The organism is Achromobacter pulmonis (assembly GCF_902859765.1).
In the GTDB taxonomy this organism is placed as follows: Bacteria; Pseudomonadota; Gammaproteobacteria; order Burkholderiales; family Burkholderiaceae_B; genus Achromobacter; species Achromobacter pulmonis.
The window spans coordinates 1-24,390 of record NZ_CADIJV010000026.1 but is presented as its reverse complement, the minus strand read 5'-3'; the positions used below and the strand labels follow the sequence as shown (position 1 = coordinate 24,390).

General features: G+C 66.3%; 20 protein-coding genes. 8 read left to right on the top strand and 12 right to left on the bottom strand.

What is annotated here, in order from left to right:
* Positions 1-22 precede the first annotated feature (22 nt).
* A complete protein-coding gene (gltX, locus tag HV701_RS19720) occupies positions 23-1,429 on the top strand; it encodes a glutamate--tRNA ligase (RefSeq protein WP_175134711.1) in 1,407 nt (468 codons plus the stop codon).
* Between the two features lie 102 nt (positions 1,430-1,531).
* Here the strand turns inward: gltX and HV701_RS19715 are convergent, their stop codons facing one another.
* The 3 genes from HV701_RS19715 to HV701_RS19705 form a co-directional block, all read right to left on the bottom strand.
* On the bottom strand, positions 1,532-2,725 hold the full coding sequence (locus HV701_RS19715; protein ID WP_175134710.1) for an MFS transporter: 1,194 nt from the start codon (positions 2,723-2,725) through the stop codon (positions 1,532-1,534).
* Between the two features lie 130 nt (positions 2,726-2,855).
* Positions 2,856-3,362: a hypothetical protein gene (locus HV701_RS19710; RefSeq protein ID WP_175134709.1), complete on the bottom strand. Its 507-nt coding sequence runs from the start codon at positions 3,360-3,362 to the stop codon at positions 2,856-2,858.
* Positions 3,363-3,551: 189 nt separating this feature from the next.
* Positions 3,552-4,451: a LysR family transcriptional regulator gene (locus HV701_RS19705; RefSeq protein WP_175134708.1), complete on the bottom strand. Its 900-nt coding sequence runs from the start codon at positions 4,449-4,451 to the stop codon at positions 3,552-3,554.
* A gap of 74 nt (positions 4,452-4,525) precedes the next feature.
* Between HV701_RS19705 and HV701_RS19700 the strand changes: the two genes are divergently transcribed.
* Together HV701_RS19700 and HV701_RS19695 are read left to right on the top strand one after the other, a co-directional pair.
* Entirely contained in the window at positions 4,526-5,377 is an 852-nt protein-coding gene (locus HV701_RS19700; RefSeq protein ID WP_175134707.1) for an alpha/beta hydrolase, read from the top strand.
* A 65-nt stretch (positions 5,378-5,442) separates the two neighbouring features.
* Entirely contained in the window at positions 5,443-6,423 is a 981-nt protein-coding gene (locus tag HV701_RS19695; protein ID WP_175134706.1) for a Bug family tripartite tricarboxylate transporter substrate binding protein, read from the top strand.
* Positions 6,424-6,784: 361 nt separating this feature from the next.
* On the opposite strand, the gene HV701_RS19690 is transcribed toward HV701_RS19695, so the two are convergent.
* Positions 6,785-7,234 carry an Lrp/AsnC family transcriptional regulator gene (locus HV701_RS19690; RefSeq protein WP_049071146.1) on the bottom strand — a complete coding sequence of 150 codons (450 nt, stop codon included), beginning with the start codon at positions 7,232-7,234 and terminating at the stop codon, positions 6,785-6,787.
* Between the two features lie 138 nt (positions 7,235-7,372).
* On the opposite strand from HV701_RS19690, the gene HV701_RS19685 reads away from it, so the two are divergent.
* The 5 genes from HV701_RS19685 to HV701_RS19665 all read left to right on the top strand — a co-directional run bounded on the left by HV701_RS19685 (position 7,373) and on the right by HV701_RS19665 (position 16,996).
* A complete protein-coding gene (locus tag HV701_RS19685) occupies positions 7,373-10,879 on the top strand; it encodes an indolepyruvate ferredoxin oxidoreductase family protein (RefSeq protein WP_175134705.1) in 3,507 nt (1,168 codons plus the stop codon).
* A gap of 304 nt (positions 10,880-11,183) precedes the next feature.
* Positions 11,184-14,114, top strand: coding sequence for a ribonucleoside-diphosphate reductase subunit alpha (locus HV701_RS19680; RefSeq protein WP_175134704.1), 2,931 nt, complete (start codon positions 11,184-11,186; stop codon positions 14,112-14,114).
* A gap of 20 nt (positions 14,115-14,134) precedes the next feature.
* The gene (locus tag HV701_RS19675; protein WP_175134703.1) at positions 14,135-15,334 is read left to right on the top strand and encodes a ribonucleotide-diphosphate reductase subunit beta; all 1,200 of its coding nucleotides are present in this window, start codon (positions 14,135-14,137) and stop codon (positions 15,332-15,334) included.
* A 345-nt stretch (positions 15,335-15,679) separates the two neighbouring features.
* Positions 15,680-16,267 (top strand): histone H1-like DNA-binding protein, encoded by a 588-nt coding sequence (locus HV701_RS19670; protein ID WP_175134702.1) that lies wholly within the window; start codon positions 15,680-15,682, stop codon positions 16,265-16,267.
* Positions 16,268-16,435: 168 nt separating this feature from the next.
* Positions 16,436-16,996: a YggT family protein gene (locus HV701_RS19665; protein ID WP_175134701.1), complete on the top strand. Its 561-nt coding sequence runs from the start codon at positions 16,436-16,438 to the stop codon at positions 16,994-16,996.
* Positions 16,997-17,066: 70 nt separating this feature from the next.
* Here HV701_RS19665 and HV701_RS19660 read toward each other — a convergent pair whose 3' ends face one another.
* The 8 genes from HV701_RS19660 to HV701_RS19625 all read right to left on the bottom strand — a co-directional run.
* Positions 17,067-18,512 (bottom strand): D-alanine--poly(phosphoribitol) ligase, encoded by a 1,446-nt coding sequence (locus tag HV701_RS19660; RefSeq protein ID WP_175134700.1) that lies wholly within the window; start codon positions 18,510-18,512, stop codon positions 17,067-17,069.
* Positions 18,513-18,528: 16 nt separating this feature from the next.
* Positions 18,529-19,656 (bottom strand): MBOAT family O-acyltransferase, encoded by a 1,128-nt coding sequence (locus HV701_RS19655; protein WP_175134699.1) that lies wholly within the window; start codon positions 19,654-19,656, stop codon positions 18,529-18,531.
* A gap of 7 nt (positions 19,657-19,663) precedes the next feature.
* Positions 19,664-19,873: a hypothetical protein gene (locus HV701_RS19650; RefSeq protein ID WP_175134694.1), complete on the bottom strand. Its 210-nt coding sequence runs from the start codon at positions 19,871-19,873 to the stop codon at positions 19,664-19,666.
* Positions 19,870-21,048, bottom strand: coding sequence for a D-alanyl-lipoteichoic acid biosynthesis protein DltD (locus HV701_RS19645; RefSeq protein WP_175134698.1), 1,179 nt, complete (start codon positions 21,046-21,048; stop codon positions 19,870-19,872). Before HV701_RS19645 ends, HV701_RS19650 begins: the two co-directional genes overlap by 4 nt.
* Positions 21,026-21,265, bottom strand: coding sequence for an acyl carrier protein (locus HV701_RS19640; protein ID WP_175134697.1), 240 nt, complete (start codon positions 21,263-21,265; stop codon positions 21,026-21,028). Before HV701_RS19640 ends, HV701_RS19645 begins: the two co-directional genes overlap by 23 nt.
* Positions 21,266-21,683: 418 nt before the next feature.
* Positions 21,684-22,187, bottom strand: coding sequence for an outer membrane lipoprotein (locus HV701_RS19635; protein WP_175134696.1), 504 nt, complete (start codon positions 22,185-22,187; stop codon positions 21,684-21,686).
* Positions 22,188-22,394: 207 nt separating this feature from the next.
* Complete coding sequence (locus tag HV701_RS19630) at positions 22,395-23,336, bottom strand: carbohydrate kinase family protein (protein ID WP_175134695.1); 942 nt, start codon at positions 23,334-23,336, stop codon at positions 22,395-22,397.
* 12 nt (positions 23,337-23,348) lie between these two features.
* The coding region (locus HV701_RS19625; protein WP_254595216.1) for a DUF3426 domain-containing protein at positions 23,349-24,390 on the bottom strand (1,042 nt) is incomplete at its 5' end.

Sequence of the window (24,390 nt, the reverse complement as noted above, 5' to 3'; positions counted from 1 at the left end):
GCAGCCGCTATCATTGCCACCTATGACCTCCAACGCCACCTCCCCCATCCGTACCCGCTTCGCGCCTTCGCCCACGGGCTTCCTGCACCTGGGCGGCGCCCGCACCGCGCTGTTCTCCTGGGCCTTCGCGCGCCATCACAAGGGCACGTTCGTGCTGCGCATCGAAGACACCGACGTCGAGCGCTCCACGCCGGAAGCGGTGCAGGCCATCCTGGACAGCATGGAATGGCTCGGCATGCAGCCGGACGAGGGCCCGTTCTACCAGATGCAGCGCATGGACCGCTACCGTGAAGTGGTGGCGCAGATGCTGGCCGCCGGCACGGCGTACCACTGCTATAGCTCGCCCGAGGAAGTCGAGGCCATGCGCGAGGCCGCCCGCGCCCGCGGCGACAAGCCGCGTTACGACGGCACCTGGCGCCCCGAACCGGGCAAGACCCTGCCGCCGGTACCGGAGGGCCGCAAGCCGGTGGTGCGCTTCAAGAACCCCCAGGACGGCGCCACCGCCTGGAACGACATGGTCAAGGGCCCCATCAGCTTCGACAACACCGAGCTGGACGACCTGATCATCGCGCGCCCGGACGGCACCCCCACCTACAACTTCTGCGTGGTGGTGGACGACTGGGACATGGGCATCACCCACGTGCTGCGCGGCGATGACCACGTCAACAACACCCCGCGCCAGATCAACATCCTGCGCGCGCTGGGCGCCACCCTGCCCGAATACGGCCACGTGCCCATGATCCTCGGCCCGGACGGCGAAAAGCTGTCCAAGCGCCATGGTGCGGTCAATGTCATGGAATATGACAACGAGGGCTACCTGCCCGAGGCCATGATCAACTACCTGGCGCGCCTGGGCTGGAGCCACGGCGACGACGAACTCTTCAGCCGCGACCAGCTGGTGCAATGGTTCGACACCCGCCACCTGTCCAAGTCGGCTTCGCAATGGGACCCGAAGAAACTGAACTGGGTCAACGCCCACTACATCAAGCAGATGGACAACGCCGAACTGGCCGAGCGCGTGGCCCCGCGAGTCGCCCAGCGCGGCGGCCATCCGGAAAAGATCGACCTGCCGGGCGTGATGGGCCTGCTCAAGGACCGCGCCGAGACCCTCGAACAACTGGCCGACGGCGCCATGCTGTTTTGCGGTGAATTCAAACCGGCCGCGCCGGAACTGGTCGAACAGCACCTGACCGCCGCCGCGCGCGAAGCGCTGGCCGATTTCGCCCAGCGCGCCCAGGGCGCCGACTGGACCCGCGAGGCCATCTCGGCCCTGATCAAGGCCGTGCTGGCCGACCGTGGCCTGAAGATGCCGCAGCTGGCGATCCCGCTGCGCGTGGCCGTGACCGGCCAGCCCCAGACGCCCGCGGTCGACGCGGTGCTGGCCCTGCTGGGCAAGGATGTCGTGATCAAGCGCCTGGCCGCGATCTGACCCTGGCGTCGCCCGCGAAGCCCCGTCCGGCCAGGCCGTTCGGGGCTTTTTTTGCGGCCTCCCGGCCGGCGCCGAGCGCTCGCGCCGCGCCGCCGGAGGTTCTTAAGCCGCCTTGGGCCGCGCCTTCAGGGCCCGCGAGAAAAACGCGCCCAGCAGCGGCAAGAGTACCGCCGCGCCGCCGAACAGCACCGCCGCGCCAGCCTCGTCCACCACCGAGCCGGCCAGCGCCACCCCCGCCGCCTGTCCCATGAAGAGGCAGGACGCGAACCAGGCCACCGCCGTACCGCGCGCCGACGGCACCATCTGGGTGGCGTTGGTCTGCAGCGTCGCGTGCAGCAGGTAGTAACCGAAGCCCGCCAGCACGCTGGCCAGCAGGCTCCACGCCCAGACCGGCCCCAGCAGGTAGGACAGGAATGCCACGCCCAGCACCAGCCCGCCCGCCACCGCCAGGCCGCGTTCGCCCAGGCGCTTGAGGATGCGGCCGGCCACCACCGTGTAGAGCAGCCCGCCCACCGCGTACACCGCCACCAACGCGCCGGCCGCGGTCAGCGAAATATCGAAGCGTTCGTGCAGGTAAGAAGGCGCGAACGCCAGGGCGCCGAACACCAGCAGGCCCTCGATGAATACCGTGGCCAGCACCACGCGCGCCCACGGCACGCCCAGCACCAGCCGCGCCTGCGCCACGAAGCCCTGCCGTGGCGCGTTCGGATCGACCACGCCCAGCCCCAGCGCACGCTGGCGCCGCACTTCCCGCAGCAGCAGCATGCCCACCACCAGGTAGCCGCACACCAGCGCCGCGAAGGCCCAGCGCCAGCCCAGGGTGTCGGCGAACAGGCCGCCGGCCAACTGACCGGTCGCCATGCCCAGGATGGTACCGGTCAGGAACCGCGCCAGCGTCGCCTGGCGGCGCTCGTAAGGCACGGTGTCGCCGATCCAGGCCATCGACAGCGGCACGATGCCGGCCCCCGCCGCCCCCGACAGCGCCCGGCACACCACCAGCATGTCCAGCGTCTCGGCCAGGAACGCGCCGGCGCTGCCCAGCGCGCAGGCGAACGTCGCCACGCTGACGACACGGTACTTGCCGTAGCGGTCGCCGACCGGGCCGAAGAACATCTGCAACACGCCATAGGCCACCGCGAACGCGGTCACGGCGCGCGCGGCCTGGCCGGTGGTGGCGCCGAATTCGGCGGCCAGCTGCGGCAGCATGGGATCACAGATACGGAAAGCGCTGGCGCTGACGAAAGCGGCCAGGGCAAGCAGCGCAATGGCGCGCGCTTCGGAAGAGAGGGCGGGCATGACGGGCCGGCGGCGGAATGGAGGACGAAGTCCGCACCTTACCGCAGCCCGGTCCGCTTGGCGACGCCGGACGCCGGGTTCCGTCCGTGCGGCGCAACGCGGCGCGTGGACCCAAGCCCCCCCGGGTCGGTCAATATGGCAGGCGGTAGCCCTGCGGCATGCGGCGTGCGGTGACCACCTGGCCGCCGCTCTTGAGCTCGCGCAGCGTCAGCCTGGCCTGCTCGACCCTCTCGACGCGATAGCGATTGATATAGATCGGATCGGTGGCGTCGACGATTTCGCCGTTCGATTGGGTGGTCTGCATCGTATAGATGCCGTCCACCACGCTCCAGCAGCCCGTCTCGCGTAGTGCCGGGCGCGTCTTGCGGCCGATCTTCAGTTGGGTCTCGTAGGCCATGCGGCCGTCGGCATACAGCACCGTGAGCGTTTGGAAGTCACCGCTGACGCCCTTCGGCCTGGAATTCGAATACCAGGTGCCGATCATGGGATCGCCGCCCTTGGCGGGTGTGCAAGCGACCGGCTTGGGTGGCGCTTCCGGCTGGGCCTCGGTGATGGCGGCGGGTTTCCTGGTGGCGCAGCCGGCCACGACCAGAAGGGCGCAGGCCACGCCCGCCGAACGCAAATACACACTGCTCATGACTTCCTCAACACGTCTGCCGACGCGCCGCGCCGTACGAACCGGCACGCTCTTCGCGCAGCAAACATCACGCACTCTAAAGAGGCGCGCATGAAGAATCAACGACGATCCGCGCCGTGTGCAATTGCGCAACAGTCCTTGCCGGAAAGCCCCTGTTTTAAGGCCTCAACACGCAAAAATGCGTTGGTTTCAAGCGACATCGCGCGAGCCGCGCGCCCCTTTGGCACGCAGCATTTCCTCCATGCGCGCGGCGGCCGGCGACAGGCTGCGGCCAGCCAGGCGCGTGATACCCAGCTCGCGCTCGATGCGCGGCCGCGCCAGTGGCACGAAAACCAGACCGGGCGAATCCGGCGGCACCCCCAGCCGCGCCAGCACCGTCACCCCCACCCCGCGTTCGAGCATAGCCAGCAGCGACATCATGTTGGACACGAACACCTGGCGTTCCATCATGAACGCGGCCTGCGGATAATCCGCCAGTTGGCGGTGCGCCACCGTGCCCACCAGCGGCAGCCCGGCGATCTCGCGCCAGGTCACGGACTTGCGGCCCGCCAGCGGATGGCCGCGATGGCAGACCAGGCCGAAAGCATCACGCAACAGCGGCTCGAACGCCAGCCGCCGGTCGCGCAGCACCGGGCTGCAGACGCCCAGTTCGACCTCGCCGGCCAGCACCATCCGTTCCACGCCCTCCGAGTTGTCGTCGAACAGGCGCAGCGCCACCGCCGGAAAGCGCTCGCGGTAGGCCGCCACCAATTCGGGCAGCCAATGCGTCGCCACGGTCGCCACCGAGGCCATGGTCAAGGTGCCGGCCTCGTTGCTGGCCAGCCCCGCCAGCGTTCCCGCCACCCGGTCATGGTGTTCCACCAGTTCGCGCGCCAGCGGCAGGCAGTCCTGGCCGAAGCGCGTCAGCGCATTGCCGTTGCCGCGCTCGAACAGCGGCTGGCCCAGGCGCTGTTCCATTTCGCGGATCGACAGCGACAGCGCCGGCTGCGAACGGAATGCGCGCGCGGCGGCGGCGCGGAAGCTGCGCAATTCGGCCACCAGCAGGAAGTGCCGGTAATGGGAAATGGACAGCTCGGGCAAGGCGGGCATCGCGGCATCTTATTTGAAGAACTTATCAAATCATAGGAAAAATAAAGTTTTCTCATCATAGGGCGGCCCTTAACATGGCCGCAATGACTACCGCCGCCGTTTCCCCCGCCGCCGCCCACGCCGTCGATCCGCTGGACTTCAGCCTGGCCGACCGGCTGCCCGCCCGTCCCGCCGGCCAGGGACGGTTGCTCACCGCCGCCGCGCCGAATGGCCGGCCCGGCCTGTTGTTCGTGCCGGGCGCCTATCACGGCGCCTGGTGCTATGCGCATTACCTGGATTACTTCGCCCGCGCCGGCCTGGCCTGCGCCGCCGTCGATCCGCGCGGCCACGGCCCTTTGCCGCAGGACGCCGGCTTTGTCGACGCCGGCATCGCCGATCTGGCCGCCGACGTGGTCAGCGCGCTCGACCTGCTGGACGCGCCCACGGTGGTGGCGGGCCACAGCATGGGCGCCCTGCCCGCGCTGCTGGCCGCCAGCCAGCACGACGTGGCCGGCGTGGTGCTGATGGCGCCGTCGCCGCCGGCCAACCTGCCCGGCGCGCTCGGCCTGCCGCCCGTGCCCGCCGGCATCGCGCGCGCCGCGCCGGCCGCCAGCGAAATCCGCGCCCGTTTCCTGGCCACCTCGCCAACCCGCGACGTCGGCCGCGTGATGCAACGCCTCAATCCCGAAAGCCCGCGCGTGCTCAACGACCGCTACCTGCTGCGCGTCCCGGTCGATCCGGCCGCCATTACCGCGCCCGGCCTGTGCCTGGAGGCCGGCCTGGACACCCACGACCGCCATCCGCCGGGCCAGGACCACGCCATTGCGCGCCTGTACGGTTTTTCCCACGCCGTCCTCGCCGGACAGCCGCATTGCATGATGTACGGCGACCAATGGCAGGTCGGCGCGAACGCCATCCTCGACTGGTATCGCCGGCAGTTCGGCTGAACCGCGATGCCCTCTTCCAGACACCACAAAACATGACGGCGCCACCGCCGCTCCAGGAGACAACCATGACCCGCACCGCCTTCGCGCCCCGCTCGATCCTGCGCCACGCGCTCGCCGCCGCCAGCCTGCTGCTGGCTGGCGCGTCCCACGCTGCCGGCTGGCCCGAGAAACCCATCACGCTGATCGTGCCGTCCGCCTCCGGCGGCGCCGCCGACCTGACCGCGCGCACCTTCGCCCAATTCCTGGGCCAGCAGACCGGCCAGACCGTGATCGTCGAAGACCGGCCTGGCGCCGGCGGCATCGTCGGCACCAACGCCGCCAAGAACGCGCCCGCCGACGGCTACACCTTCCTGCTGTCCACCAACTCCACCCATGCCGCCAACCAGTTCCTCTACAAGCGCCTGCCTTACGATGCGCAAAAGGACTTCGTGCAGGTCGGCATGCTCGGCACCTTCGGCACGGTCGGCATCGTTTCTCCCGACAGCCCCTATCGCACCGTGCCCGAACTGGTCGAGTACGCCAAGAAGCATCCGGGCGAGGTCTTCTTCGGCTACTACAGTTCGTCCTCGCAAGTGCCGTCCGAACTCTTCAAGCAACGCGCCGGCATCAATATCAGCGGCGCCGGCTACAAGAACATCACCCAGATCATCACCGACCTGCGCGGCAAGCAGATCAGCTTCGCCTTCGTCGACTACCTGACCGCCATGGGCCAGATCGACGGCAAGGGCCTCACCCCGCTCGCCGTCACGGCCGCCAAGCGCCACCCCGCCTGGCCCGACGTCCCCACCATGTCGACCTACTACCCTGATTTCGTCGTCGCCGGCTGGCTCGGCCTGTCAGCCCCCGCCGGCACCCCGCCCGACATCGTCGCCAAAATGAACGCCGCCACCCAGGCCGCCGTCAACGACCCCGCCACCGCCGCCAAGCTGCGCGCCCTCGGTCTCACCCCCGAAGCCATGGACGTCACCCGCTTCGACACCTTCGTCAAGGAAGACACCGCCCGCTGGAAGGAATGGATCAAGATCTCCGGCATCCAGCCCCAGTAACCCCCCAGCGCAAATAAAGAAACGCCCTCTATATATATAGGGCGTCGCGATACAGAGACCATCACAAGACCGAGCACATCGAATCAAAGCGATGATGCGCAGGTCGCCGACTCAAGTCACCCAAATGCCACAAGGCGGCCGTTAAGCCTCATCGCGAGCGGGTGACGGGGCAGGCGGGGGATGGCGGGGCTACGATTGCGGCCCGGAGCGTTCGCTCCGGACTGCCCCTGCGTCAACCTCGTCCGCCTGCGGCTCCCTTCGGTTTCCCTTGGGCGCATCTACACGCCCCGCCATCCCCCGCCTGCCCCGTCACCCGCGCCTTAAGAACCCCACCCCTCGCAAGCAACCAAAGAAGCCCCCCCTACAAAGGCAACTTCAACTCATGCTTGATCTCCCGCAACGCCACAATCGTGCGCGTCTGCCGGATCCCTGGCATATTGAACAAGAACCGATGCAAGAACCGGTCATAAGCCTCCGGGCTCTCCACCAGAATCTTCAGCAGAAAATCCGAATCCCCGGTGACCGCGTAGCATTCGAGAATCTCCGGCGCGTCCCGCACCGAGCGCTCGAAGTTCTCCACCGTGTTCGCCGAATGCCGCTCCAGGCTGATCTGCGCGAACATGCACCCCAGCCCCACCTTGCTGCGGTCCACCTGTGCGCTGTAGCCCTGAATCACCCCGCTGGCCTCCAGCGCCTTCACCCGGCGCCATACCGGCGCCGCCGATAAGCCCACCTTTTCTGACAACTGCTGCGCCGAGGCCCGGCCGTCCTCCTGCAGGGCCTTGAGGATGCCGATATCGGTCTTGTCCATCGTTTTGTCTCCTGTTTGGGTCGAAATTCCGAGAATACGAAATATTCATTGCGAATTATAGGGATTGCACGATCCAAAAACGCAATAAACCTGCGGTCAGGCGAACCTATCATGGTGCCGACTACAGGAGCATTCATCATGGACGGCACCCCCGCCCCCGAGCCCACGCTGGACCTCGATTACCAGCTCGCCGATAACCTCACCCGCGAGACCGGCCGCATTTTCCTGACCGGCACCCAGGCCCTGGTCCGCATCATGCTGACCCAGCGCCGGGTCGACCGCGAGCGCGGCCTGAACACCGCCGGCTTCGTCTCCGGCTACCGCGGCTCGCCCCTGGGCGGCGTGGACATGGCGATGTGGAAGGCGCAAAAGGCGCTCGACGCCAACCAGATCTCGTTCCTGCCCGGCATCAATGAAGACATGGCCGCCACCGCCGTCATGGGCACGCAGCAGGCCGGCGTGCGCGCCGACCGCAAGGTCGATGGCGTCTTCGCCATGTGGTACGGCAAGGGCCCCGGCGTGGACCGCGCCGGCGATGCCCTGCACCATGGCAATGCCGCCGGCGCCTCGCGCCACGGCGGCGTGCTGGTGGTGGTGGGCGACGACCACACTGCCGTCTCCTCCTCGATTCCGCACGCCAGCGAGGCCTCGCTGATTGGCTGGCAGATGCCCATCGTGCACCCGGCCTCGATCGACGAATACGAAACCTTCGCCCTGTGGGGCTGGGCCCTGTCGCGCCATTCCGGCGCCTGGGTCGCCTTCAAGGCCGTGTCCGAAACCATCGAGAGCGGCCACTCGTTCACGCCCGCGCCGGTGCGCAACTACGACATGCCGGCCGACCCGGACTTGCCGCCCGAAGCGCTGGAATACTCCGCCCGCGACTTCCTGTCGCTGGCGGTCGAAACCCGCATGAACCTGCGCATGAAGGCGGTTGCCGCCTTCGCCCGCCGCCACAGCATCGACCGCCTGACCTGTCCGGCGCCCAAGGCCACGGTCGGCATCGTCACGGTCGGCAAGGCCCACCTGGACACCATGGAAGCGCTGTCGCGCCTGGGCGTAGACACCGTCACCGCCAATGCGCCGGTGCGCATCTACAAGCCCGGCCTGACCTGGCCGCTGGATGCCGAACGCATGCTCGATTTCGCGCGCGGCCTGTCGCATATCCTCGTGGTCGAGGAAAAAGGCGCCGTGGTCGAGACGCAGCTCAAGGATCTGCTGTTCAACCTGCCCGAGCGCGCCACCGTGGTCGGCAAAAAGGGCTTCGACGGCGAGGTGCTGGTGCCGTCCGCCGGCCAGTTGCGCCCGTCGCTGCTGGCGCGCCCGCTGGCCATGTGGCTGTCGCGCAGCGCCGGCCTGCAACCCGGCGTCGACCTGGCGACCTTCGATTGCCAGGACATGCTATCCAACGACGCCGACGGCATGCGCCGCCGTCCCTACTTCTGTTCCGGCTGTCCGCACAGCACCTCGACCAAGGTGCCCGAAGGCAGCCAGGCGCTGTCGGGCGTGGGCTGCCATTACATGGCCGCCTGGATGGACCGCGACACCGGCGGCCTGACCCAGATGGGCGGCGAAGGGGTCGACTGGATCGGCCTGTCGCGCTATACCAAGATGCCGCACATCTTCCAGAACATGGGGGAAGGTACCTACTACCACTCCGGCTATCTGGCGATCCGCCAGGCCGTGGCCGCCAAGGCCAACATTACCTACAAGATCCTGTTCAACGACGCCGTCGCCATGACCGGCGGCCAGCCGGTGGACGGCCCGATCTCGGTGCCGCAGATCTGCCAGCAGTTGCGCGGCGAGAACGTGGCCCGCATCGTCGTCACCAGTGACGAACCGGAAAAATACCGCGGCGTCGATCTGGGCGCCGGCATCAAGGTGCACCACCGCCGCGAACTGGACGCGCTGCAGCGCGAGCTGCGCGAGATTCCCGGTGTCACCGTGCTGATCCACGACCAGACCTGCGCCGCCGAAAAGCGCCGCCGCCGCAAGAAGAACCAGTTCCCCGACCCGGCCCGCCGCATGCTGATCAACAGCGCGGTGTGCGAGGGCTGTGGCGACTGCGGCGTGCAATCGAACTGCCTGTCGGTGGTGCCGCTGGAAACGCCGTATGGCCGCAAGCGCGCCATCGACCAGTCCAGCTGCAACAAGGACTACTCCTGCGCCGAAGGCTTCTGCCCCAGCTTCGTCTCGGTGATGGGCGGCAAACCCAGAAAGAGCGCCGCGCCCAAGGCCGACCAGGAACGTCTGCAGCAACTGATTCGGCAACTGCCGCTGCCGCAGCCGCCGGCGCTGGAGCGTCCCTACCGCCTGCTGGTGGCGGGCATGGGCGGCACCGGCGTCATCACCATCGGCGCCATTGTCTCGATGGCGGCCCACCTGGAAGGCCTGTCGGCCGCGGTGCTGGACCTGACCGGCCTGGCGCAAAAGGGCGGCACCGTGGTCAGCCACATCCGCCTGGCGCCCGCCGGCGCCGCCGCCGGTCCGGTGCGCCTGGACTGGCAGCAGGCCGACGCCGCCATCCTGTGCGACCCGGTCGCGGCCGTGGCGCCCGACTCGCTGGGCGCGCTGCGCCGCGGCCACACCCAGGTCACCGTCAATACCTACGTCGCGCCGGTGTCCGATTTCACCCGCAATCCGGACGCCGCCATGCGGCCGGCAGCGCTGCTGGCCAAGATCCGCCACGCCGCCGGCGAGGACCACACCGCCGCCATCGACGCGCACGAAGCCGCGCTGGCGCTGTTCGGCGACAGCATCCTGTCGAACATGTTCATGCTGGGCTACGCCTGGCAGCGCGGCGGCGTGCCGCTGTCGCAGGCCGCCATCAACCGCGCCATCGAACTGAACGGCGTCGCCGTGGCCGCCAACCGCGCCGCGTTCGACAGCGGCCGCCTGGCCGCGCACCAGCCCGAGGCGCTGGAAGGCGCGCTGCGTCCGCGCGCCCAGGTGGTGCAACTGCATGTGCCGGAATCGTTCGAACGCGCCGTGGCGCGCCGCGTCGACGACCTGACCGCCTACCAGGACGCCGCCTACGCCCAGTCCTACCGCGAGCTGGTCGAGCGCGTGGCCGCGCGCGAGCGCGAACTGGCGCCCGACGCCAAAACCCCGCGCCTGGCCATGGCGGTGGCGCGCGGCCTGTTCAAGCTGATGGCCTACAAGGACGAATACGAAGTCGCCCGCCTGTACACCGGCGACGCCTTCCAGGCGCAGCTCAAGGGTCAGTTCGAAGGCGACTACAGCCTGCGCTTTCACATGGCGCCGCCGATCTTCGCGCGCAAGGACCCGCGCACCGGCGTGCCGCGCAAGATGACGCTGGGCCCGCGCACCATGACCGCGCTCAAGCTGCTGACCCGCTTCAAGCGCCTGCGCGGCACCTGGTTCGATCCCTTCGGCCACACGGCCGAACGCAAGATGGAACGGGCCCTGGTGAGCGAGTACCGCCAGACCATAGACCAGTTGCTGGCAGGGTTGAATCGCGACAATCTGGCGCAAGCGGCTACAATCGCCGCCCTTGCAGAAACCATCCGCGGCTTTGGCCACGTGAAGGCTGCCAACGTCGACAAGTACAGGACGGAGCTGGCGCGCTTGATGCAAAGCTATACGGCGCCTGCCCCGCGCGATGTGCCCCTGCGGAAAACCGCATAAACACTCGCGTTGAGCCGCAATATCCTGGGCGCGCCTTGCTAGGCGCGCCCAGTGCATTTAGTAACAATGTTTTGGGAACCCGATCCTATCTTCTTCTTGTAGCCACCGGACTCGATCACTAGAATTAGTGTCCAACGAGGGGTGCTACACTACATATTGTGGTCGCCTAACTGCTGATTCTCGTCGGCCACGCCACACGGATTCGTCCGTCCAAGCGTTGCGACCCCCTCAATAAGATCCAGATTTCGTACCTGACATGACGTCGTCATGTCGCTATCTACGCGCTTTTCGCACAGGAGCTTCCATGCAGACTACGATCGCCTCTGTGACCCGGCCCTCGGCCGTGCCGCCCTCTCAAACCGATTCCCCGGCCGACGCCAACGGCGGGCAATGGGCCAGCTACAACATCATCCGCCGCAATGGCTCGGTGGTCGGGTTCGAACCCGGCAAGATCGCCATCGCCATGACCAAGGCCTTCCTGGCCGTCAACGGCGGCCAGGGCGCGGCCTCGGCGCGCGTGCGCGAGCTGGTCGAACAGCTGACCACCCAGGCCGTCAACGCGCTGGTGCGCAACCGTCCGGGCGGCGGCACCTTTCATATCGAAGACGTGCAGGACCAGGTCGAACTGGCCCTGATGCGTTCGGGCCAGCATGACGTCGCCCGCGCCTATGTGCTCTATCGCGAAAAGCGCACCCAGGAACGCGCCGCCGCCGCGGCTGCCGAAGGCCAGCAAAAGGCCGACGCCGCGCCGCAGGAAAACGTGCTGCACGTCACGGACGCGGGTGTCCGCCGTCCGCTGGACATCGCCGGCCTGCGCGCCACCATCGTCGCCGCCGGTGAAGGCCTGGCCGAGTTCATCGACTCCGAAACCATCCTGAAGGAAACGGTCAAGAACCTGTACGACGGCATCCCCGTCGACGAAGTGTTCAAGTCCGCCATCCTGTCGGCGCGCGCGCTGGTCGAAAAGGACCCGGCCTACAGCCAGGTCACCGCCCGTCTGCTGCTGCACACGATCCGCAAGGAAGTGCTGGGCGAGGAAGTCTCGCAGGACGGCATGGTCGCGCGCTACGCCGAATACTTCCCCACCTTCATCGCCCGCGGCATCGAAGGCGGCCTGCTGTCGCCCGAGCTGGCCAGCTATGACCTGACCAAGCTGGGCCACGCCCTGAACGCCAAGCGCGACCTGCAATTCGGCTACCTCGGCCTGCAGACCCTGTACGACCGCTACTTCCTGCACATCCGCGGCACCCGCATCGAACTGCCGCAGGTGTTCTTCATGCGCGTGGCCATGGGCCTGGCGCTGCGCGAGACCGATCGCGAAGCCCGCGCCATCGAGTTCTACGAAATCCTGTCGTCGTTCGACTTCATGAGCTCGACCCCGACGCTGTTCAACTCGGGCACCCTGCACTCGCAGCTGTCGTCGTGCTACCTGACCACTGTCTCCGACGATCTGGAAGGCATCTACGACGCCATCAAGGAAAACGCGCTGCTGGCCAAGTATGCCGGCGGCCTGGGCAACGACTGGACCCCGGTGCGCGCGCTGCGCAGCCACATCAAGGGCACCAACGGCGAAAGCCAGGGCGTGGTCCCGTTCCTGAAGGTCGTCAACGACACCGCCGTGGCGGTGAACCAGGGCGGCAAGCGCAAGGGCGCGGTCTGCACCTACCTGGAATCGTGGCACCTGGACATCGAGGAATTCCTCGAACTGCGCAAGAACACCGGCGACGAGCGCCGCCGCACCCACGACATGAACACGGCGAACTGGATTCCCGACCTGTTCATGAAGCGCGTCATGGAAGGCGGCGAATGGACGCTGTTCTCGCCGTCCGACTGCCCCGACCTGCACGACAAGTACGGCAAGGCTTTCGAGGAAGCCTATGTCGGCTATGAAGCGCGCGTGGCCAGCGGCGAACTGAAGCTGTTCAAGAAGATGCCGGCGCTGACCCTGTGGCGCAAGATGCTGTCGATGCTGTTCGAAACCGGCCACCCGTGGATCACCTTCAAGGATCCTTGCAACATCCGTTCGCCGCAGCAGCACGTCGGTGTGGTCCACAGCTCGAACCTGTGCACCGAGATCACGCTGAACACCAACGAATCGGAAATCGCGGTTTGCAACCTGGGTTCGGTGAACCTGGTGGCGCACATGAAGCCGGCCGCCGGCGGCGGTTTCGAACTCGACCACGACAAGATCAAGCGCACGGTCAGCATCGCCATGCGCATGCTCGACAACGTCATCGACATCAACTATTACGCCGTCGACAAGGCCCGCAACTCCAACGCGCGCCATCGTCCGGTGGGCATGGGCATCATGGGTTTCCAGGACTGCCTGCAAATTATGCGCGTGCCGTACGCGTCGCAAGCCGCCGTCGAATTCGCCGATCGCTCGATGGAAGCGGTGTGCTATCACGCCTACTGGGCTTCGAGCCTGCTGGCCGAAGAACGTGGCCGCTATCAATCGTATGAAGGCTCGCTGTGGTCGCGTGGCATTCTGCCGCAAGACACGTTGAAGATGCTGCGCGATGAACGCGGCGGTCATGTCGAGGTCGATGAATCGAGCACGCTCGATTGGGATACGTTGCGCGCGCGCATCAAACAACATGGCATGCGCAACTCCAATTGCATCGCAATCGCCCCAACCGCGACTATTTCCAATATCATTGGTGTATCTGCGTGCATCGAACCCACTTTCCAGAACTTGTACGTCAAATCGAATCTCTCCGGCGAGTTCACGGTCGTTAACGATTACCTCGTGCGTGACCTGAAGAAACTCGGTCTCTGGGACGAAGTCATGGTCGCCGACCTCAAGTACTTCGACGGCAGCCTGTCCCGCATCGATCGCGTACCTTCCGAACTCCGCGAACTCTACGCCACCGCGTTCGAAGTCGAACCGAGCTGGCTGGTGGAATGCGCGTCGCGTCGCCAGAAGTGGATCGATCAAGCCCAGTCGCTGAACATCTACATGGCCGGCGCCTCCGGCAAGAAGCTGGACGACACCTACAAGCTGGCCTGGAAGCGTGGCCTGAAGACGACCTACTACCTGCGTACCCTTGGCGCCACCAGCGCCGAGAAGTCGACGGGACGCGGCGGCGAACTGAACGCCGTCAGCGCCGGTGGCCAGTCCACCTCCGCGCCCGTGTCCGCTGCACCTGTTTTGCCGGAACCCGAAGTTCTCGGGGCGGTTTGCACCATGCGGCCGGGCGACCCCGGCTTCGAAGAGTGCGAAGCCTGCCAATAACCGCCTCCGGAGAATGAATCATGATTAATTGGGAAGACGACACCCTCGCCACGCAACCTGCACAAGCCCCCGCGCCCGCGGCGGGCGGGCAGGCTGCGCCCGAAGTCCGGGCGGCGACCGGCGTGTTCGGTGACGCCGCCATGCCGACCCCGGCCGCGCCGCAACACGCGGCCGGCCTGGCCGCCAGCGGCAGCGCCGCCTCGCAACGCGTGAAGGTGGCCGACAAGCGCATCATCAACGGCCAGACCGACGTCAACCAGCTGGTGCCGTTCAAGTACAAGTGGGCATGGGAGAAATACCTGGCCACTTGCGCGAACCACTGGATGCCGCAGGAAATCAACATGTCGCGCGACATCGCCCTCTGGAAGAACCCGAACGGGCTCACCGAGGACGAGCGCCGCATCGTCAAGCGCAACCTGGGTTTCTTCGTCACGGCCGACTCGCTGGCCGCGAACAACATCGTGCTGGGCACCTACCGCCACATCACGGCGCCCGAATGCCGCCAGTTCCTGCTGCGCCAGGCCTTCGAAGAAGCCATCCACACGCACGCCTATCAATACATCGTCGAAAGCCTGGACCTGGACGAAGCGGAGATCTTCAACGCTTACAACGAAGTGCCGTCCATCCGCGCCAAGGACGAGTTCCTGATTCCGTTCATCGACGCGATCGCGGACCCCAACTTCAAGACGGGCACGCCCGAAGCCGACCAGACGCTGCTGAAGTCGCTGATCGTCTTCGCTTGCCTGATGGAAGGCCTGTTCTTCTACGTTGGCTTCACGCAGATCCTGGCGCTGGGCCGCCAGAACAAGATGACCGGCGCGGCCGAGCAGTACATGTACATCCTGCGCGATGAATCCATGCACTGCAATTTCGGCATCGACCTGATCAACACCGTCAAACTGGAAAATCCGCATCTGTGGACGCCGGAATTCCGCGAAGAAATCCGCGAACTCTTCCGCAAAGCGGTCGAACTCGAATACGCTTACGCCGAAGACACGATGCCGCGCGGTGTGCTGGGCTTGAACGCCCCCATGTTCAAATCCTACCTGCGCTTCATCGCCAACCGTCGTTGCCAGCAAATCGGTATCGAACCGCTGTACCCGCAGGAAGAAAATCCCTTCCCGTGGATGGCGGAAATGATCGACCTTAAGAAGGAACGCAACTTTTTTGAAACTCGCGTGATCGAATACCAAACCGGTGGCACGCTGAGCTGGGAGTAACGTAGTTCGCCTTCGGGCCAGGCGCGGGCACGCTCTACCAAAGAGCGTTGCGTTCGCGCCAGGCTCGAAGACGATCTCCCAGGTCAGGGTGTTTTCGAACACGTAGAACAAGCGGTAGGCGGTCTGTGATCAGACTGCCCACCGGCGCCATTTGAAATGGCTCGCGCCAAAGGAGCGGGGGCCATATCAAATGGCTGTGCCGAATTCATTAGCGCAAACCGTAGTAGCTGTTGCTCGCACAGGACAGCGGCATGCGCCGATGAATAGCCCGGGCACGGTTCGCCTTGTTGGCGGATCGGGGCACGGGTTTAAGTTCTGGGACCCCTGAACCTAAGGAGCATGACCATGGCAACAGCCAAGAAAGCCGTAAAGAAAGCGGTGAAGAAGCCCGCCGCCAAGAAGGCAGTAGCGAAGAAGGCCGCCCCGGCCAAGAAAGCTGCCGTCAAGAAGGTAGCAGTCAAGAAGGTCGCCGCCAAGAAGCCGGCGGTGAAGAAGGTTGCCGCCAAGAAGCCGGCCGCCAAGAAGGTCGCCAAGAAAGCGGTAGCCAAGAAGGCCGTCGCCAAGAAAGTCGCGGCCAAGAAGCCGGTAGCCAAGAAGGCCGCTGCCAAGAAGGTCGTCGCCAAGAAAGCGGTAGCCAAGAAGGCCGTTGCCAAGAAAGCCGTCGCCAAGAAGGCCGTCGCCAAGAAAGCGGTTGCCAAAAAGGCCCCCGCCAAGAAAGCGGTAGCCAAGAAGGTCGTCGCCAAGAAGGCTCCGGCCGCCAAGAAGCCCGCTGCCAAGCCGGCAGCCAAGCCCGCCGCCGCCAAGAAGCCCGCCGCGAAGAAAGCCGCTCCGAAGAAGCCCGCCACGCCGCCGTCCACGGCTGCCGCCCCGGGCGCGAAGACCGCGCTGAATCCCGCCGCGTCGTGGCCGTTCCCGACGGGTGGCCGTCCGTAATCGGACGAGTCTCCGCGGTCGCGGTACCTCAAGCCGCCTGGCCCTGGCCAGGCGGTTTTTGTTTGCCGCCAGCACGCGCCGGGGGGCTCCCCGCCGGGGCCTCGGGTATCACCATTGCCGCATTGGCGTGAGACAATAATTGCTGTCTTCATTAGGTAGATCGCGCCCATGCTCGGTGAAATTCTCCGCTTCCTGCTCGAAATTGCGTTCACGCTGTTCGGCGCCGCCCTGATCGCGCGCGCCTGGATGCACGCGATACGGATGCATCCGTTCAATCCGCTGGCCCGCGCCGTCTACCAGGCCACGAATTGGCTGGTGATGCCGCTGCGCAAGATCATCCCCGCCGGCAACAAGATCGACTGGACCAGCCTGGTCGCTACCTGGCTGGCCGCGCTGGTCTATATGGTGCTGTCCTGGCTGGTCGCGCTCGGCGCGCTGATTCCCGCCGTGCTGCTGCCCTCGGCCATGCTGTCGGCGCTGCTGATGGCGCTCAAGTGGGCGCTCAACCTGGTGGTGTGGCTGACGCTGATCCAGGCGGTGCTGTCGTGGGTCAACCCGATGGCGCCCATGATGCCGCTGTTGCAGACGCTGACTGCGCCCATGCTGGACCCCATCCGCCGCTTGCTGCCGCGCAGCTCGATCGACTTCTCGCCGCTGGTGCTGCTGATCATCGCCCAAGTGCTGCTGATGGTCCTGGCGCGCCTGAGCTACGGCCTGATGGGCATTTGAAAACGAAAACGGCCCGGCAAGCCGCGCGGGCCGTTTTGCTGGCGCGCCGCTGGCCGCGCGCGCTGGCGCCTCACGCCGGGATCGTGGCGTAGATGTCGAGCAGTTTCTTGCGGTCGATCTTATGGTTGTTCGACATCGGCAACGCCGCGCACGACACCAGCTCGGACGGCACCATATAGGGCGGCAGACGCCGGGCCAGCCGTTCCTTCCAACCCGATAGCGCATCCTGGTCAAGCAGCTGGTTGGCCTGCGCTTGCGTCAGTCCGGCGACAAAGCCGATCAGGCGCACCGCCGTGCCATCCGGCCGGCGCAATACCGCGCAGGCCCCGCCCTGCACCCCCGGCAACCCATGCAAGGCCTCGTCGATCTCCGCCAGCTCGATGCGATAGCCATTGAGCTTGATCTGGTCGTCCATGCGGCCGCGGCATAACAGCAACCCGTCCGCCTCCAGTTGCCCCAGGTCGCCGGTGCGAAAGCCGCGGCGGCCATCCTCGGCCACGAACAGCTTGGCCGCGTTCAGGTCCTGGCGATTGAGGTAGCCGCGCATGACGTGATCACCGATGATGCAGATCTCGCCGTCCAGGATCCGCAGCTCGCATGCGGGCTTGGCGTGGCCGACCGGCAGCGGGTCGTGCGCCGCCAGGACCGCATCGGTGATAGCGATCCAGGTGGTGGCGACGGTGGCCTCGGTGGGGCCATAGGTGTTCAGGATCACCGCATCCGGGAAACGCTGGCGCAGCTTTTTCGCCAGCGCCGCCGGCAGGGGCTCGCCGCAGAACAGGAAGGTACGCAGGGTCGGCAGCGTGGCCGGCGAGAAATCGCGGTTGGCCAATTGCTGGTGCGCGAATGACGGCGTCGACACCCACACAGTCACATCGTGCTGCGCCAGGCGGTTCATCCAGGTGGCGGCCGCGCCAATCTGCTCACGCGCGTTGAGCACACAGGTGCCGCCGGCGGCCAGCGTGGCGAACACCTCATACATCGACAGGTCGAAGCTGAACGGCGCCTGGTTCATGAACACCGGCGCCTCGCCCAGACCGAAACTGCCCAGCATCCAGTCGCCCAGCAGGCCCACGCTTTCGCGGCCGATCTGCACGCCCTTCGGATCGCCGGTGCTGCCGGAGGTGAACATGACGTAGGCCAGGCCGCGCTCGGCCAACTCGGCGCCCTCGCCCGGCTCGAATACCTGGGTGGCGGCATCGTAGATGGCGGCGGCGCGCACGATCTCGACGATGCGGCCCAGCCGTTGCGGCGGATAGATCGTGTCGACCGGCACGAATGGTGCGCCAATCAACAGCGCGCCGACCATGGCAACGAAGAATGCCGCCTGTTTGTGGCCATAAATGGCCACCGGCACGTCCGGCGCCACCCCATACTGGCGCGCCTGCTCGGCCCAGGCCTCGGCCTCGGCGCGCAGTTGCGCCCAGCTCAGACTGCGGTCGGCGCCAATCACCGCCGGCGCGTCGGGCGCGCGCACGGAGTCAACGAACTGGAAGGTCTTCAGGTCGAAACGCATGCCGAAACTCCCGGCTTCAGATGGGGCTGCGGCCGCTGAACACGTAGAGCGCCAGCGCAGCCAGGATCAGCGTGAGCACACGCCCGAGAAAACGCATGGTGGGCCGGGCCAGGACGGCCTGCAGCGCGGGCCGGGTCCGGGCGGCGTTGACCAGCAGGTTGTGGCCCACGGAGTAAGTGCCGAACATCAGGCCGCTGACGATGTAGTGCAGCGACAGCCCGTTCCACACGCCCATCGCCAGCAGCGTGGCGAAAATACCGATGTTCTGCGCCGCCATGCGGTGGCGCGAGAAGAATGCGTTCTTGCTCAAGGCCTTGTAGATCGGCATGAACACGACATCGCGCAGCCACTCGGACAGGCTGATGTGCCAGCGGCGCCAGAAGTCCTGCGGATTGAGCGTGGCCAGCGGGTTGCGGAAATTGATCGGCAACGAGAAGCCGAACAGCATGCCGATACCAATGGCCATGGTGGAATAGCCGGCGAAATCGAAGAACAGATAGGCGCTATACAGCGACGCGTTGAGCGCCACGCCGCTGAATGAGTAGTCATGCGCGTCCAGCGTTGCCAGACCATAGCGCCAGATCAGCTCGGCCAGGCCGAACTTCTGGATCACGCCCAGCATGATCAACTCCAGGCCGGTCAGCCAGGTGTTCAGGTTGACGCCTTCGTAGCCGCGCTTGAGGTCGGCCTGGAAATTGCGCCAGCGATACATCGGCCCGGCCAGCAGCGTCAGCGGGAAGAACAGATAGATGAAGTAGTCCAGCGGCGACAGGCGCTCGTTGCGCGGCGCGAACAGCAGTACGTCGATGGCGCGGAAGGTGGCAAACGACAGGCCCAGCATCGCGCCCAGGTGCGATACGCCGGTCTTGACCAGCAGCAGCGGCGTCATGGTGATGATGACTGCCAGCCAGGTCGGGATGTAGCGGCGGCGCATGGCCCACAACGCCCCGCCCGAGATCGCCAGCAGCGCGATGGGCTGGTACGGGCGCGCCCAGAACACCGCCATCCACACGCCCAGGCAGATCACGCCGATGATGTGGCGATAGCCGATGCGCAGCGGCATGCCGAACGAACGGTAGGCCAGCAGCCCCAGACCACCGCACAGGGCGCCGCCGAAAAAACTCAAGCTTGCGAACAATTCCATGCTGCGGTCAGAACTGTTGGTATTGGAATTCGACCTTGATCGGTCCGCCGCCGCCCGTGGTGGGCTGCGCCTGCAGCACGAACACCAGGATCACCCCGACATACAGGCAGAGATGCCAGAGAAAGCGACGGCCCCAGGCCCGGGCGGCCGCCTTGCGGGCCATCCGGCCTTCGCCGGCGTCGCCCTGCGCCGCGTCGGCTTCGTGAGAGAGTTTCATCGGGAAAAGTACTCCGCAATGCCTTGGTCCGCCAGCGCCCAGCCGAGCTCGGCCAGGTGCATGTCGTCGCGCACCATGCCTGGCTCGAAGGGAATGCTGTACAAGTCCAGGCACCCCATCTGATAGCGTTGGCACATGCCGGTGATGGCGGCCACCACCGGGTCGAAACGCTCGACGTCCAGGATGAGCTTGGGATTGAACGGCTGGATCACGAAGTAGGCCTTGACCTTGCGCCGTTGCAGCAGGGCCATGACACGCGACAAGTCACCCAGCTCGGTGCGGGTGAGCGGATCGACGTTGGCAAACTCGTTGCGGGCCGGGGAATACAGCGGCGCCAGGTATTGCTTGTAGTAGTCGTCGCGCACGTCGTAGGGGTTGTTGCCGCCGAGCTGGTGTTCCACCACGCGCGCCTCGTGCGTCAGCCGCGACCACTGGCCGGGGTTGAGCCGCGCCGACGACGGCCACGTCACGAAACGGTGCGCGGGCACCGACAGCTTGCTGCGCGGGCGATCGGGCGCGGGTTCCTTGCGCGCGTTCCACCATAGCGACAGCTTGTCCTTGAGCTCGGCGACCTGGCCGTTGGCGATCAACCACAACAGGCCCCAATTGGCGTTGTCGCTGATCCAGTTCTGCATCTGCTCGCGCGTGCTGGGCTTGTCCCACAGCCGGTCCCAGACCGGCCCGGTGACGTGCTCGGCAAACGCGCTGCGCGGCAGCTGGCCGCCGGAGGCGAACCAGGCCGGCGACACCATGATCACCAGGCGAGTATTGGGGGTCAGCGAGTCCGCCACCGATTCCAGCACGCTGACGATGCCATAAGACTGGAACATCGCGTGCCCATAGGCCAGCGTCGGCACCTTCAACTCCTCGGGAAAGAAGCGATAGGGCACAAAGCGCAGGTCGTGGCTGGACAGTTCGGACGAACCCAGCACTACCAGGGTGCCGTCGCTGAGCGCATTGCCCAGGCGGTTGAGGTTGACGTGCTGGGTGCCCCAGTCCGGCCCCAGATTCGGCAGATAATTGCTGCTGGACGCCGGCGCCGTCGAAACCGGGCGGACGACGCGCGACAGCAGGTCGTCCGCGCCGCAAAATGCCCCATAGGCCAGCGCCACCGCGGTGGTCGCGGCCGCGACATGGGACAGCAGGCGGGGGTTACGAAAGATTGGCAGCGACATAGCCGGCGAGCGCGCGTACCGACTGCAGGTGCTCCGCGATCTCGGGAGCCGGGATGCTGCAGCCGTACTCCGCCTCGACCGCCAGCGTGATATCCACCGCGGCGAGCGAATCGACCAGGCCGGAGGCAATCAGTTGCGTATCGGGAGTGACTTTCTTCATGACGATCGACTCGACGATCGCGCCGATCTTGGTGTGGAGTTCTTGCTCGGTGTGCATAGATGGTACGACGTTACATTGCCTCGTCGGCAAAATCCTCCCCGCCCCGAGTTCAGGACGGCGAGTATACGGAAAACAGCTGAAAATCGACTGACGGCTACGGCACCAGAGATTACCAAGACGATGCACTTGGTTACATCAAAATCACGCTGCGGCGCCGGGCACGGGTGCAATCATGGCATTGCAAACGTCGAATCGCCATGAAACTTGCGCGCCAAATCGCCATAAAAGGCTGGGAAACGTAACGCTTGCGGGTAAACACCCGGAGCCGCGTTGCGGCCGAGCGACAGATTCCGGCCAGGCCAGGCCACCCCGCCCTGCGTCTTGCCCCAGGGGGGCAAGCCCCGCACGCGGGCAAAAAAAAAGCCCGCGCGAGGCGGGCTTTTCGGTGCTGGCCGCAGCCAGGGAGACGGCAGGGTCACATCGGCGTAACGCGGGTCGGGCCGGCGCCGCTGATGACCTGCACACGCTGGCCCACGCTGATGGGCACATCCGCTTCCTGCGCGACGACGCGGGTTTCACCGTTATCCAGCCGCACCGTGATTTCGTAGCCGGAATTCTTGCCAACCTGATTTTCCACGGCATTGCCGGCCAGGGCACCGAGAATGGCGCCGCCCACCGTGGCGATGGTGCGGCCCGTGCCGCCGCCGATGGCGTTACCTGCCACGCCACCCAAGGCCCCTCCGGCCAGCAGGCCGGCGCCGCTGGACTTGTCGTTCTGGATGACGATGGGACGCACGCCCGTCACGGTACCCGTGCGGACGATCTGTTCGCGTTGCGCCTGGTCGTAGCTATACACGCCGCTGGAGGCACTGCGATTGGCACAACCGCCCAGGACAGCCATCGAGGTCACGACGGCCGCCACGGCCAGCCATCGGCCGGTACGCGGCGTCAACAAGGAAAAGGTTTTGCTTTGGTTCATTTGGACTCCTCGATCGGGCATTGCCGACGCTCTGATCATACTCCGCCCTGGCAGGGCGACAGCCTAACGTGCAACACACTGAAACGCCCCGCCACGGGCAGAAAAGCGGCTGACAACGCGGCCACGATGGAAAAATCGTAGCCGGTTGCGCGACGGCAATTCGACCATGCCGGCATGCCCGGGTTCCCGAGAAACCTGGATGAGGAATCAGGCCGGCAGGCGGATGCCATAGGTGGCGTGCAGCACGGCGTCGATCTCGGCGCGCGAAGGCGCATGGTTCTGCGGGCCGCGCGAGGCAATCTTGATGGCGCCCATGACATTGCCCAGGCGGCAGCTGTCTTCCCAGCTCCAGCCGCTGGTCAGGCCGTAGAGCAGGCCGCCGCGCTGGGCATCGCCGCAGCCAGTGGGGTCGACTACCTGCGCGGCGCGCACGGGTTCGATCTGGATGGTCTTGCCTTCCGTGAGCAACGTGGCGCCTTCGGCGCCGCGCGTGACGACCACGGCCTGCAGCCGGGTCGCGATCTCGGCCACGCTGCGGCCGGTGCGCTGCTCGACCACGCCGGCTTCGTAATCGTTGACGGTCAGGACCTGTGCCAGGCCCAGCATGCGTTCCAGGTCGGCGCCGTCGAACAGCGGCATGGCCTGGCCCAGGTCGAAGATGAAGGGAATGCCGCGCTGGTGCAGGCGCTCGGCGTGGGCGAACATGCCTTCCTTGGCGTCCGGGGCGACGATGCCCCAGGCGGCCTTGGCATCGCTCAGGTCGTTGCTGGCCGAGAATGACATGGCGCCCGGGTGGAAGGCGGCGATCTGACTGTCGTCCAGGTCGGTGGTGATGAAGCACTGCGCGGTGAAGGTGCCGGGCACTACCTTGACGCGGCTGACGTCGATGCCCAGTTCGGTCAGGCGTTCGAGGTATTCGCCGGCATCCTCGCCCACGGTGGCCACCGGCACCGGATGGCCGCCCAGCAGATTCAGGTTGTAGGCGATGTTGCCCGAACAACCGCCGTATTCCTTGCGCATGCTGGGCACCAGGAACGACACGCTCAGGGATTGGATGCGATCGGCCATGATGTGCTCTTTGAAACGGCCTTCGAACACCGCGATGGTGTCGAACGCCATCGAACCGCAGATCAGGACAGGAGGTGCCATGAATGTCATCCTTCAGGGAAAGAATTTGTCGAGTTGGTAGCCGTTGACTTGAACGCCTGTCACTTCAATCGGCACGGAGATCTTCAGTTCGCCCGCCGGTTCGAACGGGCCCCGCAATTGCTCGGGCGTGAGGTAATTCTCGGGCATCAGCACCCGCCGCACCACCACGGTATCCGACAAATCAGTCAGGTCCAGCACCAGCGCCGGCCAATGCTGCGGCTTGTCGTAGCGGTTGCGCAGCACCAGGTTCAGCACCAGCCGCGTGCGGCCGTCATCAATGGCGGCCGCACCGGCGGGCGGCTGCAGCGATGACGACGAGATGGCGATGCGTTCGAGGCGGCGCGCGTAACCGACCGTGCAGCCCAGCGGCTGGCAGGCGGCTTCGAGCGCGGGCCGCAGGACCGGCACCGAATTGGCCAGGTCGATGCGATACACATACAGCAGTTGCAGACCCAGCGCGAGCAACCCGGCCAGGCAGGCATAGCCCCACAGCCTGCGCAGCAGGCCACGTCGCTCCTGGCGATCCTGGTCGAGGAATTCGGGCGGCGCGCGGCCGACATCGGTGGCGCTGGAGTAGCGCGTGCGCAGGTCGCCCAGGATCGGCTCGGCCCCGCCATCGTCGTGGTCGCGCGGGCCGTCGTCATCCCGATCGTCATGATGGCGGTATCCACCGGCGCCCTCGCCGTGGCCGGGTTGCCCAGGCCGGGGGGATTCAGGCACCACGAACACCGGCTCGGCCGGACGGGGGCTGCGCGGCGCGTCCCGGCGCGCGCTGTCGCGCACCGCCACGAGGGGCTCGTCGCGCGGCCCGGCGGGCGCTTGCCAGGGTGGCGCGGGGTCAGGCCGCGATGCTTCGTCGTAGCGGTCCAGATCTTCGTTTTCGTCCTCGTCGTCGTCGCCCTCTTGCGCCAGCACGGCGTCCGGTTCGATGCGCCGCCGGATATCCTCGCGGCCGCGCAGCACGGCGGGCGGCACGGCAGGGGCGGCAGGCGCCGGCGCGGCGGCGCGATGAGCGGCGCTCTCCGGTGCGCCCGGGGCCGCGGGCAGGTCGTCC

Bases quoted from the DNA above. Each gene is read 5' to 3' on its own strand.
- gltX (WP_175134711.1), top strand. From the start codon at position 23: ATGACCTCCAACGCCACCTCCCCCATCCGTACCCGCTTCGCGCCTTCG.
- HV701_RS19715 (WP_175134710.1), bottom strand. From the start codon at position 2,725: ATGCCCGCCCTCTCTTCCGAAGCGCGCGCCATTGCGCTGCTTGCCCTG.
- HV701_RS19710 (WP_175134709.1), bottom strand. From the start codon at position 3,362: ATGAGCAGTGTGTATTTGCGTTCGGCGGGCGTGGCCTGCGCCCTTCTG.
- HV701_RS19705 (WP_175134708.1), bottom strand. From the start codon at position 4,451: ATGCCCGCCTTGCCCGAGCTGTCCATTTCCCATTACCGGCACTTCCTG.
- HV701_RS19700 (WP_175134707.1), top strand. From the start codon at position 4,526: ATGGCCGCAATGACTACCGCCGCCGTTTCCCCCGCCGCCGCCCACGCC.
- HV701_RS19695 (WP_175134706.1), top strand. From the start codon at position 5,443: ATGACCCGCACCGCCTTCGCGCCCCGCTCGATCCTGCGCCACGCGCTC.
- HV701_RS19690 (WP_049071146.1), bottom strand. From the start codon at position 7,234: ATGGACAAGACCGATATCGGCATCCTCAAGGCCCTGCAGGAGGACGGC.
- HV701_RS19685 (WP_175134705.1), top strand. From the start codon at position 7,373: ATGGACGGCACCCCCGCCCCCGAGCCCACGCTGGACCTCGATTACCAG.
- HV701_RS19680 (WP_175134704.1), top strand. From the start codon at position 11,184: ATGCAGACTACGATCGCCTCTGTGACCCGGCCCTCGGCCGTGCCGCCC.
- HV701_RS19675 (WP_175134703.1), top strand. From the start codon at position 14,135: ATGATTAATTGGGAAGACGACACCCTCGCCACGCAACCTGCACAAGCC.
- HV701_RS19670 (WP_175134702.1), top strand. From the start codon at position 15,680: ATGGCAACAGCCAAGAAAGCCGTAAAGAAAGCGGTGAAGAAGCCCGCC.
- HV701_RS19665 (WP_175134701.1), top strand. From the start codon at position 16,436: ATGCTCGGTGAAATTCTCCGCTTCCTGCTCGAAATTGCGTTCACGCTG.
- HV701_RS19660 (WP_175134700.1), bottom strand. From the start codon at position 18,512: ATGCGTTTCGACCTGAAGACCTTCCAGTTCGTTGACTCCGTGCGCGCG.
- HV701_RS19655 (WP_175134699.1), bottom strand. From the start codon at position 19,656: ATGGAATTGTTCGCAAGCTTGAGTTTTTTCGGCGGCGCCCTGTGCGGT.
- HV701_RS19650 (WP_175134694.1), bottom strand. From the start codon at position 19,873: ATGAAACTCTCTCACGAAGCCGACGCGGCGCAGGGCGACGCCGGCGAA.
- HV701_RS19645 (WP_175134698.1), bottom strand. From the start codon at position 21,048: ATGTCGCTGCCAATCTTTCGTAACCCCCGCCTGCTGTCCCATGTCGCG.
- HV701_RS19640 (WP_175134697.1), bottom strand. From the start codon at position 21,265: ATGCACACCGAGCAAGAACTCCACACCAAGATCGGCGCGATCGTCGAG.
- HV701_RS19635 (WP_175134696.1), bottom strand. From the start codon at position 22,187: ATGAACCAAAGCAAAACCTTTTCCTTGTTGACGCCGCGTACCGGCCGA.
- HV701_RS19630 (WP_175134695.1), bottom strand. From the start codon at position 23,336: ATGGCACCTCCTGTCCTGATCTGCGGTTCGATGGCGTTCGACACCATC.